The following is a 14,131-nucleotide window of genomic DNA, read 5'->3' on the forward strand; positions in this document are numbered from 1 at the left end:
GTGTGATGCGCGTCATGAGCAACACCATCCGGACACACAGGGCCCTCGCCGCGCTCGCCGCACTGCTCGCGGGCTCTCTCGCCCTCACCGCGTGCGGTAGCAACGACAAGAAATCCGACGGCGACAACAGCACCGGCGCCACCGAGACCAGCACCCTCACCCTTCCGAAGCTCAACGGCACCACCCTCGAAGTGGCCGCCGTCTGGACCGGCCAGGAGCAGAAGAACTTCAAGCAGGTGCTCGCGGAGTTCGAGAAGCGCACCGGCGCGAAGGTCACCTTCGTGCCCGCCCAGGACCCGATCATCAACTTCCTGGGATCGAAGATCGCGGGCGGTCAGCCGCCGGACATCGCGCTGCTGCCCCAGCCCGGCGCGATCAAGCAGGCCGTGCAGAAGGGCTGGGCGAAGCCGCTGAGCGCCGACACGATCACGGAAGTGCAGAAGAACTACTCGCAGGGCTGGCAGGACATCGGCAAGGTCGGCGGCAAGCAGTACGGCGTCTACTACAAGGCCGCCAACAAGTCCCTGATCTGGTACAACACCAAGGTCTTCGAGAACGCGGGCGCCAAGGAGCCGAAGACCTGGCAGGACCTGCTGACGACGGCGCAGGCGGTGTACGACTCGGGCGTCACCCCGTTCTCGATCGGCGGCGCCGACGGCTGGACGCTGACCGACTGGTTCGAGAACGTCTACCTCTCCCAGGCGGGCCCGGAGAAGTACGACCAGCTCGCCCAGCACAAGATCAAGTGGACCGACCCGTCGGTGAAGCAGGCGCTGACCACGCTCGCCCAGATCTGGGGCAAGAAGGGGTACGTCGCGGGCAACGCGTCCGGAGCGCTGCAGACGGAGTTCCCGGCCTCGGTCACCCAGACCTTCACCGGCGGCGACCAGCCGAAGGCGGCGATGGTCTACGAGGGCGACTTCGTCCAGGTCAACATCGGGGAGACCAAGGCGAAGGTGGGCACGGACGCCAAGGTGTTCCCGTTCCCGGCGGTCGGCTCCACCGCACCCGTGGTCTCCGGCGGTGACGCGGCCGTCGTCTTCAAGGACTCCAAGGGCGCCCAGGCGCTGGCGAAGTTCCTGGCCTCCCCGGACGCGGCGACCATCCAGGCGAAGCTCGGCGGCTATCTCTCGCCGAACAAGAACGTGCCGGACTCGGCCTATCCGAACGAGGTGCAGCGCACCATCGCCAAGTCCCTGATCGCCTCCGGTGACGACTTCCGCTTCGACATGTCCGACCAGGCCCCGCAGGCGTTCGGCGGCACCCCGGGCAAGGGCGAGTGGAAGGATCTGCAGGACTTCCTGCAGAACCCGACGGCCGTCGCGGGCACCCAGGCGAAGCTGGAGAAGGACGCGGCGGCCGCCTACGGCAGCGGAAGCTGACCGGGTCCCGGCGATGGCATCACCCGCAGCGGCGGGGGTCGCCGAGGCCCCCGCCGCCCCCAAGCCCCGCAAGAGCGTGACCGGAACCCGCAGGACCGTGGCGGCCCTGTTTCTCCTCCCCGCCCTGGTGCTGCTCGGCGCGCTCGTGGTCTACCCGATCGGGTACTCGCTGATCCGCAGCTTCTACAACGCCGACGGGAACGGTTTCGCCGGCTTCGACAACTACAAGGCGATCTTCACGGACGACGGCATCCGTACCGCCCTGAAGAACAACATCATCTGGGTGGTGTTCGCGCCCGCGGTCTCCACGGCCCTCGGTCTGGTCTTCGCCGTGCTGACCGAGCGGGTGCGCTGGGGCACGGCGTTCAAACTGGTCGTCTTCATGCCGATGGCGATCTCGATGCTGGCCGCCGGGATCATCTTCCGCCTCGTCTACGACCAGGACCCGGACAAGGGCGTCGCCAACGCGGTGTGGGTCGGGATCCACGACACCTTCGCCCAGTCCTCCGCGTTCCCGAACGCCCACCCGGGCCGCGAGTCGCCCCTGAAACCGGACCAGGGCGGCTTCATCACCACGGCCACCGTCCACACCGGCCAGACCGTCGCCCTCCCCCTCGTCGGCGTCGCCCCCGACCAGATGCCCGACGGCGCCAAGAAAGCCGTGGCGGCCAAGCCCGACCCGGGGAAGATCACCGGCACGACCTGGCAGGACTTCACCCGCGGCAAGGGCGTCGGCAGACTGGGCGCCCCCGACCCGTCCGAGCTCGGCTACCCCGGCATGCGCGTCGAGGCGGTCGTCAACGGCAAGGTGGTGGCGTCCGCCAAGGCCGCCGCCGACGGCACCTTCACCCTCCCCGCCGCCGCGGACGGCGCCCAGCTCAGGCTGCCCGCGAGCAACTTCAAACAGCCCTACAACGGCGTCGACTGGCTCGGCCCGTCCCTCGTCACCCCCGCGATCATCGGGTCGTACGTCTGGATGTGGGCGGGCTTCGCGATGGTGCTGATCGCGGCCGGGCTGGCGGGCGTGCCCCGGGAGCTGCTTGAGGCGGCGCGGGTCGACGGGGCGAGCGAGTGGCAGGTGTTCCGCAAGATCACCGTGCCGCTGCTCGCACCGGTCCTCGCGGTGGTCACCGTCACCCTGATGATCAACGTGCTGAAGGTCTTCGACCTCGTGTACATCATCGCCCCCGGTTCCTCGCAGGACGACGCCAACGTGCTCGCCCTGGAGCTGTACCGCAAGGGCTTCTCGGAGGGCCAGCCGGGCATCGCGAGCGCGATCGCGGTGTTCCTGCTCCTCCTGGTCATCCCCGTGATGCTGTTCAACGTGCGCCGGCTGCGGCGGGAGGAGCGGCGATGAACGTGCACCGCCTGTTTTTCGGCTGGGGGTCCGGGGGTCACCCCCCGGGACAGCGCAGCAACGTGCGCCGGCTGCGGCGGGAGGAGCGGCGATGAGCTGGTTGTTGGAGAAGATCAACGGCGGTCTGGTGCGGGTCTTCCTGATCGTCGTCGCCCTGTTCTGGCTGGTGCCGACGATCGGGCTGCTCGCGTCCTCCCTCAGATCCCCGGAGGACATGAGCGCGAGCGGCTGGTGGCATGTGTTCGCCAAGCCGTCCCAGCTGACGTTCGACAGCTACCAGAAGCTCCTTGAGAACAGCGACATCACCAACTCCCTCTGGAACACGGTGCTGATCACCGTCCCGGCGACGATCCTGGTCGTGATCATCGGGGCGCTGGCCGGTTACGCGTTCGCGTGGATGGAGTTCCCGGGCCGGGACTGGTGGTTCCTGATCGTGGTCAGTCTCCTGGTCGTGCCCGTCCAGGTCGCGCTGATCCCGATCGCCGAACTCTTCGGCAGGATCGGCCTGTTCGGGACGATCTTCGGGGTGATCCTCTTCCATGTCGGCTTCGGTCTGCCGTTCGCGGTGTTCCTGCTGCGGAACTTCTTCGCGGAGATCCCGCGGGAGCTGCTGGAGGCGGCCCGCCTCGACGGCGCCGGTGAACTGCGGCTGTTCACCCGGGTGGTGATGCCGCTCGGCGGGCCGGCGATCGCGAGCCTGGGCATCTTCCAGTTCCTGTGGGTGTGGAACGACATGCTGGTCGCGCTGGTGTTCACCAAGTCGGGCACCCAGCCGATCACGGTCGCGCTGCAGACCCAGGTCCGCCAGTTCGGCAACAACGTCGACGTCCTCGCGCCCGGCGCCTTCATCTCGATGGTGATCCCGCTGGCCGTGTTCTTCGCCTTCCAGCGGCAGTTCGTGTCGGGGGTGATGGCGGGCGCGGTCAAATAACCGCACAAGGGCCCTTCAAAAAGGTCTCCGAAGGGGCGAGTCGGCCATCGGCTCGCCCCTGACCGCTCACGGAACGTAACCCACATGACGTAGGGAACCGTAACCAAATCACTCCATTGGCCGTTCCCGGGCAGAACGCCCGCGCCGACCGACCCATGGATGCCCCTTGCCCAGGTTCAGTGTCATTGTCCCCGCGTACCAGGTCCAGGCGTATCTGTCCGAGTGCCTGGACTCGGTGCTCTCGCAGTCGTACCCCGATCTGGAACTGATCGCCGTCGACGACTGCTCACCGGACGCCTGCGGCACGATCATCGACGAGTACGCGGCCAGGGACGCGCGCGTGCAGGCCCTGCACCTGCCGGAGAACCAGGGCCTGGGCGGCGCCCGCAACGCGGGGATGGCACAGGCGCGCGGCGACTACCTGCTCTTCCTGGACAGCGACGACACCCTCACGCCGGACGCGCTGCGGGCGATCGCCGACCGGATCAAGGAGACCGGCGATCCGGACGTGCTGGTGTACGACTACGCGCGGACGTTCTGGACGGGCCGCGCGGAGCGCAACAGGGTCGCGCCGCAACTGACCGAGCAGGGGCCGGTGCCGTTCCGCCTTGAGGACCGGCCGGGCCTGCTGCGGGTGCTCATGGTGGCCTGGAACAAGGCGTACCGGCGGGAGTTCGTCGAGGAGAACGACTTCGTCTTCCCACCCGGCTACTACGAGGACACGCCCTGGACCTACCCGGTCCTGATGACCGCAGAGTCGATCGCCACCCTCGACCGGGTCTGTGTGGACTACCGGCAGCGGCGGCGGGGCAGCATCCTGGGCACCACGAGCCGCCGGCACTTCGACATCTTCGGACAGTACGACCGGGTCTTCGCGTTCATCGAGGAGCGGCCGGAACTCGCCCGCTGGCGGCCGGTCCTGTTCCGCCGCATGATCGACCACTTCACCACGGTGTTCACCCGGCGGGACCGGCTCCCGAAGGGCAGCCGCGCCGCCTTCCTGCGCACGGCCCGCGCCTACTACCGCCGTTACCAGTCCCGGGGCACGCCGGTGCCGTGGCGCACCCGGCTGCGCCACGGCCTCGTCCACTACGGCCTGCACCGCACCTATCGCGCCCTCCAGCTGGCGATGTCCGCCCGCCGCCGCGCCCTCAAGGCCGGCGTCAAGTCCGCCCGGGCCCTGCGTTCGGCCCTGCTCCAGCTGCACTACCGGGTCCAGTTGCGGCTCCCGCTGCGCGCCGACCGCGCGGTCTTCGCCGCCTACTGGAACCGCGGTCACAGCTGCAATCCGGGTGCGCTGGAGAAGGCGTTCCGCACCCATGCCCCGCACATCCGCACCGCGTGGATCGCCCGCGCCGAACATCACCACACGATCCCGCCGGGCCCCCGCCGGCTGCGTCCGGGCACCTTCGGCTACTGGACGGCGCTGGCCCGCTCCAAGTACCTGGTCAACAACGTCAACTTCGACCGGCGGCTGCAAAAGCGCCCCGGCCAGGTCTTCGTGCAGACCCAGCACGGCACCCCCCTCAAGCACATGGGCCTGGACCTCCAGGACCACCCGGCGGCCGCCGCCGGCATGGACTTCGAGGAGCTCCTGCGGGGCGTCGACAAGTGGGACTACGTGCTGTCCGCCAACCGGCACACCACCCTGACCTGGGAACGGGTCTACCCCGGCGGATACCGGACCCTCGAATACGGCTACCCGCGCAACGACGTGTTCCAGCAGGCCACCTCGGCCGACGTCACCCGGATCCGCGAGTCGCTCGGCGTCCCGGAGGGCACGGTCGCCCTGCTGTACGCGCCCACCCACCGCGACTACCGGCGCACCCAGCGCCCCGCCCTCGACCTGGACCGGATCGTGCGCCGTCTCGGGCCGCGCTTCGTGATCCTGGCCCGCGCCCACTACTGGCACGGCGGTCCCCTGGCATCCGGGAACCGGGTGATCGACGTCAGCGGCCACCCCAGCGTGGAGTCCCTCTGCCTGGCCGCGGACGCGCTGGTCACCGACTACTCGTCCATCATGTTCGACTACGCCAACCTGGACCGGCCGATCGTCGTGCACACCGAGGACTGGGACGCCTACCACGCGGCCCGCGGCACCTACTTCGACCTGCGCTCCAGCCCGCCCGGGGCGGTCGCCCGCACCGAGGACGAACTGATCGACATCTTCGCCACCGGCCACTGGCGCGGCTCCCGCTCCGCCCAGTTGCGCGCCGCGTTCCGCGAGCGGTTCTGCCGGTACGACGACGGACGCGCCGCCGAGCGGGTCGTCCGGCACGTGGTGCTCGGCGAGACGGCCGGGCTGCCGGAGTTCATCCCGCCGGCGGAGCGCCACCCCGTGCCCTCGGCGGCCTCGGGGCTCGTCCACTCCCCGCTGGCCACCGTTCCGCAACCTTCCGGCCATCTGCCCGTCACCGAGGGCCGCTGAACGCCGTTTGCCTTGCAGGGAGTTCTCTCATGGCCCCCAACACCTCGCGGCCCACTCCGTCCCGGCCGTCCACCTGGCGGCCGACGGGAAGGCCGGGCCGCATGCACACCTGAGAAAGAGCAGCATGCCCCGCTTCAGCATCATCGTCCCGTCCCACGGGGTCGCCGGCCGGCTCTCCCAGGCGCTGGACTCGGTCCTCGCCCAGTCCTTCGGCGACCTGGAGCTGATCCCGGTCTGCGACGCGCCCGACGCCCCGGCCGCCGCGGTCGCCGCCGCCTACGCCGAGCGGGACTCCCGGGTGGCCTCGGTGCACTCCCCGCCGTCCGCCGGGCTCAGCGGGGCCCGGAACGCCGGGATCCGGGCGGCGAACGGCACGTATCTGCTGTTCCTCGACGGCGACGACGTACTGGTCCCGGGCGCGCTGGCGCTGCTCGACGCACGGCTCGCCGAGACCGGTGACGTGGACGTCCTGTACGTCGAGCACGAGCGGACACCCTGGTGGGAGGGCGAGCCGGCCAACCCGGCGGCGCCCTTGCTGGCGGGCGTCCCGAACGGCGCGTTCACCCCGGACCGGGCGCCCCGGCTGACGGGCGTGGCGCTGCCGGCCTGGAGTGCGGCCTATCGCCGCGCCTTCCTGGCCGAACGGCGGCTGAGCTTTCCGGACGGGCACTTCACCGACCTCGGCTGGGGCGGCCTGACCACCGTCGCCGCCGAGCGGATCGCGGTGCTGCGCTCGGTGGTCGTACGGCACCGGCTGCGCCGGCAGGGCAGCCGGCTGAATCTGCCCGGACCGCACCAGCGGGAACTCCTCGACCAGGTGGAGCTGGTGCTGGAGCGGGCCGCCGGGCTGCCCGGTGACCGGGCGCGGGCGCTGTTCGAGCAGGTCTTCGGGGTGGTGCTGAAGACGGCCGCGCGGCCGGACCGGATGCCGTCCGGGCACCGGGCGTTCTTCCGGCGCGCGGCCCGGCTGCACCGCACGCACCGGCCCGCCGGGTTCCGGATGCCGGGCGGGAGTGTGGGGATCCAGCACCGGCTCCTCGCGGCGGGCGCGTACACGGCGTTCCGGGCCCTGCGCGGTGCCAACCGGGTCGCGGCCCGGGCGGCCGAGCGGCTGCCCCGCCCGCACATGCCGCTCACCCGGCTGCGGTACGCCCTGGACCTGCGCCGCCCGCTGGACGCCAACCTCGCCGTGTACTGCGCCTACTGGGGGCGCGGTTACGTCTGCAACCCGGCCGCGATCCACGCCGTGGCCCGTGATCTCGCCCCGCACATCCGCTCGGTGTTCCTGGTCGAGGCCGGCCAGGAGCACACCATGCCGCAGGACGTCGAGTACGCGGTGATCGGCAGCCGCCGTTACTGGCAGGTGCTGGCCCGCGCCAAGTACCTCGTCAACAACGCCAACTTCGCCGAGGGGGTCGTCAAACGGCGGGGCAGCGTGCACGTCCAGACGCAGCACGGCACCCCGCTGAAGAAGATGGGCATCGACCAGTCGACGTACCCGGTGGTCGCCGCCCGGACCGGCAGCTTCGCCAAACTGCTCGGCCGCGTCGACCGCTGGGACTTCAACCTCTCCTCCAACCGCCACTCCACCCAGACGTGGGAGCGCGCCTTCCCCGGCTCGTACCAGACCCTTGAGTACGGCTATCCGCGCAACGACGTCTACTACACCGCGACCGCCCACGACGTGGTCCGGGCCCGCCGGCGGCTGGGCGTCCCGGACGGCAGGACGGCCGTGCTGTACGCCCCCACCCACCGCGACCACCACACCGGCTTCGAGCCCGGCCTCGACCTGGAGGCGTTCTGCGAGGCGGCCGGCGAGGACGTCGTCGTCCTGCTGCGCGCCCACTACTTCTACGACCGGGGCGTCGGCAAGGGCAGCGGCCGGGTCATCGACGTCACCGCGCACCGCTCGGCGGAGGACGTGTGCCTGGCCGCGGACGCGCTGATCACCGACTACTCCTCCATCATGTTCGACTACGCCAACCTGGACCGGCCGATCGTCGTCTACGCCGACGACTGGGAGGTCTACCGGCAGACCCGGGGCGTCTACTTCGACCTGATGGCCGAGCCGCCGGGGCCGATCGCCGGCACCCCTGAGGAGCTGGCCCGGATCTTCCGCGACGGCTCCTACCTGGGCCCGGAGTCCAGGCAGCTGCGGGCCGCGTTCCGCACGCGTTTCTGCCAGTTCGACGACGGCCTGGCCGCCGAACGCGTCGTACGGCGGGTGTTCCTCGGCCGGCCTCCCCAGGACATCCCGACGGTGATCCCGCTCGCCGAACGTCTGCCCGCCCCGGCCGCGACCCTCGTCAGGAGCTGACCGTGCCCCGACTCAGTGTGATCGTCCCCTGCTTCAAGGTGCAGGGCTTCCTGAGCGAGTGTCTCGACTCGGTCCTGGAACAGTCCTTCCACGACATCGAGGTGGTCGCCGTCGACGACCGCTCCCCGGACGGCTGCGGCGCGATCCTCGACGAGTACGCGGCCCGCGACCCGCGCGTGAAGGTCCTGCACCTGCCGGAGAACGTCGGCCTCGGGCGCGCCCGCAACGCCGGACTCCCCTATGCCACCGGCGACTTCCTCCTCTTCCTCGACAGCGACGACACCCTCGTACCGGGCGCGCTGCGCGCGATCACCGACCGGCTGGCGGAGACCGGCGACCCGGACGTGCTGGTCTTCGACTACGCCCGCACCTACTGGTGGGGCGGGACGCGGCGCAACGCCCTCGCCGAGGTGCTCGGCGCCACGTCGGACGTGTTCACGGCGGCCGCGCGCCCGGAGATCCTCGACCTGTTGATGGTGGTGTGGAACAAGGCCTACCGCCGGGACTTCGTCGAGGAGAACGGCTTCCAGTTCCCGCCGGGCTACTACGAGGACACCCCCTGGACCTTCCCGGTCATGCTCAGCGCGGCCCGGATCGCCACCCTCGACCGGATCTGCCTCAACTACCGCCAGCGCCGGCAGGGCAACATCCTCTCCACCACCAGCCGCAAGCACTTCGACGTCCACGAGCAGTACAAGAGGGTCTTCGCCTTCGTCGGCGCCCGCCCGGAACTGGCCGGCTGGCGGCCCTACCTGCACCGGAAGATGGGCGAGCACTGCCTGGACATCCTCGCCAAGCCGGACCGGCTGCCGCCGGCCGCCAGGGGCGAGTTCTTCCGGAACACGGCGGAGCTGTACCGGGCGTTCCGGCCCGCGGGGGCCGACCAGGGTGACATCGCGGCGCTGGGCGGGTCGTACGCGTCGTACCGGCTGCGGCAGCAGGCGGGACGGGCCGGACGGGCGGGCGGACGGCAGGCGCTGCGGGTGCGGCGGGCGGCGCAGGACCGGGCCCGGCGCGCGCTGACCGGGCTGCGGGCCCTGCGCCCGCTGGACGAGAACCTGGTCCTGTACTCGGCGGCCTCGCACCAGGGGCTGCGGGGCGACCCGGCGGCCGTGTACCGGGCGGCCCTGGAGCACGCCCCCCGGCTGCGTGGCGTCTGGGTGGTGCGGGACGCGGAGGTGGCGGCACAGCTCCCGGCCGACGTCGAGCACGTACTGCTGGACTCCCCGGAGTACCTGCGGCTGACCGCCCGCGCGAAGTTCTTCGTCAACGACGTCAACTGGCCCGGCACGCTGGTGAAACGGCCCGGCAGCGTGCACGTCCACACCCATCGGGGCACCCCGCTCAAGTACCTGGGCGCCGACCTGCTGGGCAAGCCCGGCGCCCGGCTCGGTTTCGACGTGCCGCAGATGCTGCGCCGGGCCGACCGCTGGGACCACAGCCTGGTCGCCAACCGGCACTCGGAGCTGGTGTGGGAGCGGGCCTACCCCTGCCACTTCGCGTCGGCCCGCACCGGCAGTCCGCGCAACGACGTCCTGGTCACCGGCGGCCCGACGGACTTCCGGTCCCGGCACGGCATTCCGGCCGACCACACGGTGGTGCTCTACGCGCCCACCCGACGCGACTACGTCCGGGGCGGTCACGTCGACCGGATCGACCTGTCCCGGTTCGCCGCGGACCTCGGGGAGGGACACACGCTGGTGGTCCGGCTGCATCCGAGCCTCGCCACGGGTCCGGCGCGCGGGATGGGCCTGGGCGAGCTGCACCGGCGCGGCGTCGTGGTCGACGCGACCGGTGAACCGCACGCCGAGGAGGTCATGCTCGCCTCGGACGTCCTGGTCACCGACTACTCCTCCCTCATGTTCGACTACGCCAACCTGGACCGGCCGATCGTCGTGCACGCCGACGACTGGGCCGCGTACACCGCGAGCCGGGGCGCCTATCTCGACATCACCGCCGAGGCCCCCGGCCATGTCTCGCACTCCTACCGGGAGCTGACCTGGCTGTTCGCCTCGGGCGGCTGGCGGGACGAGGAGTCGGCGCGGCTGCGGGCCGACTTCCGGTCCCGGTTCTGCGAGTTCGACGACGGCAGGGCCGCCGAGCGGGTCGTACGGACGCTGCTGCTGGGCGAGCCGATGCCGGTACCGGCCCGGGTGCCCGGTCCCGCCGGGCCGCGTGACCTGCCGGCGACGACGTGAGGCCGCGCACCTGGGTGCTGGTGGTGGCCGCCGTCTTCGCGGTGCTGCAGCTCGGCAACGTCACCGGCCGGGACACCCCCGACTCCAGGAACTACGTGTCGTACGCGCTGACCCTCGGCGGGGCGGGCAAGCGGGAGGCGGCGGCCGAGACGGTGGACTGGGTGTGCGCCGGCGAGGCGTCGGCGGCGGAGCGCGCGCAGCGCGTGGACGTGGTGCGCTTCCACGCGCCCAGTCCGGCGGGGCGCGTGTTCGCGGACTGCCGGGCCGGTGAACTGCGGCGGGTGGAGCGGCGGTTGCGGATCGGGGGCGCGCAGACGGACGGGCACGTCGTGCCGTTCGTGGGCCCCCGGCTGCGGCGGATCTTCGAGGTGCGGCCGGGCTATCCGGTGTTCCTGCTGCCGTTCGTCAGCGTGTTCGGGGTGACATGGGGGGTGTGGCTGGCGAGCGTGCTGGTCGCGGGCGCGGGCGGGGTGCTGGTCTTCCTCGTGCTGCGGACGCTGTCGGTACCGGTGCCGCTCGCGCTGACCGGACAGGTTCTGTACTACGTCCTGCCGGTCGGCACGACCGCGATGCGGCCGATGGCCGAGGGCCTGATGCTGGCCCTGACCCTGACGGCGGTCTGGGGCTGCGCGCTGGCCCTGACCGGGCGGGCGGGTACGGAGCGGGCAGGGACGGCGCCGGTGGAGATGGCCCGGACCGGGACGGCGCGGTCCGGGACGGCGCGGTCCGGGACGGCGCCGACCGGGACGGCGCTGGCAGGTGCGGCGCGGACCGGAGGGGCGCGGGCAGGTGCGGCGCTGGCAGGTGCGGCGCGGGCCGGAGGGGCGCCGGTGGGGACCGCGCGTACCGGGACGACGCTGGTGGGGACCGTGCTGGTGGCGGGTGCGCTGGTCGCGTTGTTCGCCGTGAAGCATTCGCAGGCGCTCTTTCTCGGTGCGTGCCTGGCCGCGGCCGCCGCGGTGGTCGCGCTGTGGCGGCGCCGGCACGGGCGCGGACCGGGGCGCGCGGTGGCCGCGATCGCGGCGGTGGCATGCGGGGCGGTGGCCGGCACCCTGCTCCTCGCCCGGCTGCTGCGGTACCCGTCCGAGGCGGAGAGCGTGCAGGACCTGCTGACCGGCCACTACACCCACCCGGACCGGGCCCACCCGGGGCGGGAGTTCCTCCATCTGGAGTTCGACTTCTGGGTGGAGTGGCTGCGCCGGCAGCTGCTGGAGCCGTTGTTCCCGGCCGCGCTGGCGGCCGGGGCGTGGGGAGCGCGACGGCGGCCCGCCTTCGGTGTCTTCCTGCTGGCGGCCGCCGGCACCGGCATCCTCACCCAGGCCGGGCACCCCGACATCACCATCGGAGGCGACCGGCTGATCGTGCTGGCCTGGCTGCTGCCCGTGGTGGGCGTGCCGCTGCTCCTCGAACCGCCGGCGCACCGGTCGGTCCCGGTTCCCGCCCAGGGGGCCCTCAGAACGGTCGGCGTCACCCGATGAGGTGATGGACGGCAACGCCGTCGGGACGGGCGGGAACACTGGACAAATGGTCCGCCCTGTCCGCTTCCTCCGGTGAGCACCGGCGCCCTGCTCCGGCGCGCCACAGGTGGCTCCACCGCCCTGCGCGGCGGCCGGGTCCGCAGCCTCACCCCGTACCAGGTCTTCGGCCTGTTGTTCTGGCTGCTGATGACCCTGGCGTACTGGCGCGTGCCGCCGTGCTGCGAGGCCGGACTGCACGCGGCGGCGGTGGCCCGGCTGCGGGCGGGCCTGCCGGACCCGGCCGGATCCCCGTACGTGCTGGCGCAGGGCGCTCTGGCCCGGCTGACCGGGCTCAGCGGATGGCAGCTGCTGCGGGTGTGCGGCCCGCTGAACCTGCTGGTGCTGCTGACGGGCCTCGGCCGGCTGGTCCGCGTCCTCACCCCGCGCCCGTGGGCACCGGTGCTGGCGCTGGCCTTCCTGTCCGTGCTGTGGGGCACCCGGCCTGCGTGGGGCGAGGGCTCGCTGGCCCTGCTGCCGCTGACCGGCAGCCTCGGCTACCCGTCCGCGTTCGCCCTCGGCCTCACTTTCTGGGCCTGGGCCCTGACCGGCACCCGCGCCCGCGATCTGCGCCGGGTGCGCTATGTCGGCCCGAGCGGCCTGCGCAGCCTGTCGGGATACGCGGCGCTCGGACTGCTGTACGGGGCGGTGGCTCTGATCGACCCGGTGACGGGGCTGGGCGCGGCCGCCGGGGCGGTGGCGTTCGTGGCGGGGTGGCAGCGGGGGTGGCGCGGGGCGGTGTGGGGGCGGTGGGCGCTGCTGTGCGCGGTGGCGGCGGCCGCCCTCGCCTTCGGGACACACGCGCGCGCGCCGTCGCCGTCGCCGTACGGGTCGTACGCGTCGTACGACGGGTGGGCCGGGTGGGCCGGGCAGTGCTGGCTGGCCCTGCTCGGACTGCCGGCGCTGTGGCTGCGGGCGCGGGGGGCGGCCGGGGCGGTTCTGCGGGGCGCGGTGAGGCTCGCGACTTGGCGTGATCCGCTCGTACTTTTGTTCGCTCTGGAGTGCCTGGTGCCGACGTGCGGCCGGCCGGCCGAAGTGCTCGGGCTCGTCCTGCTGGCGCCGCAGTGCGCGCTCGCCGTGGAGCTGGCGGCGCAGCGGCCCTGGTCCGGCGGGCGGCGGGCGCTCGGCTGGGCCGCGGCCGTCGGGGTCTGCCTGGGCTTTCTGGCCGCGCAGGCCGGGGCGGTCGTACCTCGCTCGGTGGACCCGGTCGGCTTCGTCCAGCCGCCGCGCTGGCCGTCGTACGACTGGGCGGCCCGGCACATCGGACCGGGGGAACCGGTGATCACGGACGCGTACTACGCCGTCCGGCTGCTCCCCGGGTACGGCATCGAGCTGGCCGACGGTTACGACCACCGCCCCCGGGTGCGCTGGCTGCTGCTGACGCGGCGGGAGCGGCTGCCCGCGGAGGCGGTGGTCGTGGACTGGAGCCGGCGAACCGGGGAGGTGCTCGCGCGACTCACCCGGACGGGGGACACCGCCCCCGTGCCGCCGGCCACTCCGCCGGTTACTCGATGACGAGCTCGACCGGGATGTTGCCCTTGGTGGCCTTGGAGTAGGGGCAGTAGGCGTGGGCCTGGTGGACCAGCTTCTCGCCGGTCTCGTTGGCGAGCGCCTCGGGAAGCTCGACGCGCAGGGTGACCTTGAGCGCGAAGCCGCCGTCGGACTCGTCCTTGCCGATGCCGACCTCGGCGGTCACGGAGATCTCGCCGGTGTCGACCTTGGCCTGGCGGCCGATGGCGCCGAGGGCGCTGGCGAAACAGGCCGCGTAACCGGCGGCGAAGAGCTGCTCAGGGTTGGTGCCCTGGCCGTTGCCGCCGAGCGCGGGCGGGAAGGCCAGCGCGAGGTCCAGCTGCCCGTCCGAGCTGACCGCCCGTCCTTCCCGGCCGGTGGCGGTGGCGGCTGCGGTGTAGAGCGCGTCCATGGAAGACCATCCCTCTCGAAGTTCTCGTGTTCCGGCGGCGCCGTTCCGGCCGCCCTCACGACCACAAGTAGAGCACACAATTC

Annotated in this window: 9 protein-coding genes; 8 read left to right on the forward strand and 1 reads right to left on the reverse strand. The window is 72.2% G+C overall.

Features of this window, described 5'->3' with window-relative positions:
• The first annotated feature begins 5 nt into the window (after positions 1-5).
• The 8 genes from OHB00_RS20995 (at position 6) to OHB00_RS21030 (ending at position 13,642) form a co-directional block, all read left to right on the forward strand.
• Positions 6-1,382, forward strand: coding sequence for an ABC transporter substrate-binding protein (locus OHB00_RS20995; protein WP_406436426.1), 1,377 nt, complete (start codon positions 6-8; stop codon positions 1,380-1,382).
• A gap of 13 nt (positions 1,383-1,395) precedes the next feature.
• Positions 1,396-2,739, forward strand: a complete 1,344-nt coding sequence (locus tag OHB00_RS21000) for a carbohydrate ABC transporter permease (RefSeq protein ID WP_406436427.1) — start codon at positions 1,396-1,398, stop codon at positions 2,737-2,739.
• Between the two features lie 91 nt (positions 2,740-2,830).
• Complete coding sequence (locus OHB00_RS21005) at positions 2,831-3,670, forward strand: carbohydrate ABC transporter permease (protein WP_406436428.1); 840 nt, start codon at positions 2,831-2,833, stop codon at positions 3,668-3,670.
• A 166-nt stretch (positions 3,671-3,836) separates the two neighbouring features.
• Positions 3,837-6,098 carry a CDP-glycerol glycerophosphotransferase family protein gene (locus OHB00_RS21010; protein WP_406436429.1) on the forward strand — a complete coding sequence of 754 codons (2,262 nt, stop codon included), beginning with the start codon at positions 3,837-3,839 and terminating at the stop codon, positions 6,096-6,098.
• Positions 6,099-6,222: 124 nt separating this feature from the next.
• Positions 6,223-8,415, forward strand: coding sequence for a bifunctional glycosyltransferase family 2 protein/CDP-glycerol:glycerophosphate glycerophosphotransferase (locus OHB00_RS21015; protein WP_406436430.1), 2,193 nt, complete (start codon positions 6,223-6,225; stop codon positions 8,413-8,415).
• Between the two features lie 2 nt (positions 8,416-8,417).
• Positions 8,418-10,613 carry a CDP-glycerol glycerophosphotransferase family protein gene (locus tag OHB00_RS21020; RefSeq protein ID WP_406436431.1) on the forward strand — a complete coding sequence of 732 codons (2,196 nt, stop codon included), beginning with the start codon at positions 8,418-8,420 and terminating at the stop codon, positions 10,611-10,613.
• Positions 10,610-12,091, forward strand: coding sequence for a hypothetical protein (locus OHB00_RS21025; RefSeq protein WP_406436432.1), 1,482 nt, complete (start codon positions 10,610-10,612; stop codon positions 12,089-12,091). The genes OHB00_RS21020 and OHB00_RS21025 overlap by 4 nt, the downstream gene beginning before the upstream one ends.
• Positions 12,092-12,163: 72 nt before the next feature.
• On the forward strand, positions 12,164-13,642 hold the full coding sequence (locus OHB00_RS21030) for a hypothetical protein (RefSeq protein WP_406436433.1): 1,479 nt from the start codon (positions 12,164-12,166) through the stop codon (positions 13,640-13,642).
• Here OHB00_RS21030 and OHB00_RS21035 read toward each other — a convergent pair.
• Positions 13,632-14,048 (reverse strand): organic hydroperoxide resistance protein, encoded by a 417-nt coding sequence (locus OHB00_RS21035; protein WP_406436434.1) that lies wholly within the window; start codon positions 14,046-14,048, stop codon positions 13,632-13,634. The genes OHB00_RS21030 and OHB00_RS21035 overlap by 11 nt on opposite strands.
• Positions 14,049-14,131 lie beyond the last annotated feature (83 nt).

Source organism: Streptomyces sp. NBC_00631 (assembly GCF_045206895.1).
GTDB lineage: Bacteria > Actinomycetota > Actinomycetes > Streptomycetales > Streptomycetaceae > Streptomyces.

Coding starts and splice junctions, on each gene's coding strand:
- OHB00_RS20995 (WP_406436426.1), top strand. CDS start 6: ATGCGCGTCATGAGCAACACCATCCGGACACACAGGGCCCTCGCCGCG.
- OHB00_RS21000 (WP_406436427.1), top strand. CDS start 1,396: ATGGCATCACCCGCAGCGGCGGGGGTCGCCGAGGCCCCCGCCGCCCCC.
- OHB00_RS21005 (WP_406436428.1), top strand. CDS start 2,831: ATGAGCTGGTTGTTGGAGAAGATCAACGGCGGTCTGGTGCGGGTCTTC.
- OHB00_RS21015 (WP_406436430.1), top strand. CDS start 6,223: ATGCCCCGCTTCAGCATCATCGTCCCGTCCCACGGGGTCGCCGGCCGG.
- OHB00_RS21035 (WP_406436434.1), bottom strand. CDS start 14,048: ATGGACGCGCTCTACACCGCAGCCGCCACCGCCACCGGCCGGGAAGGA.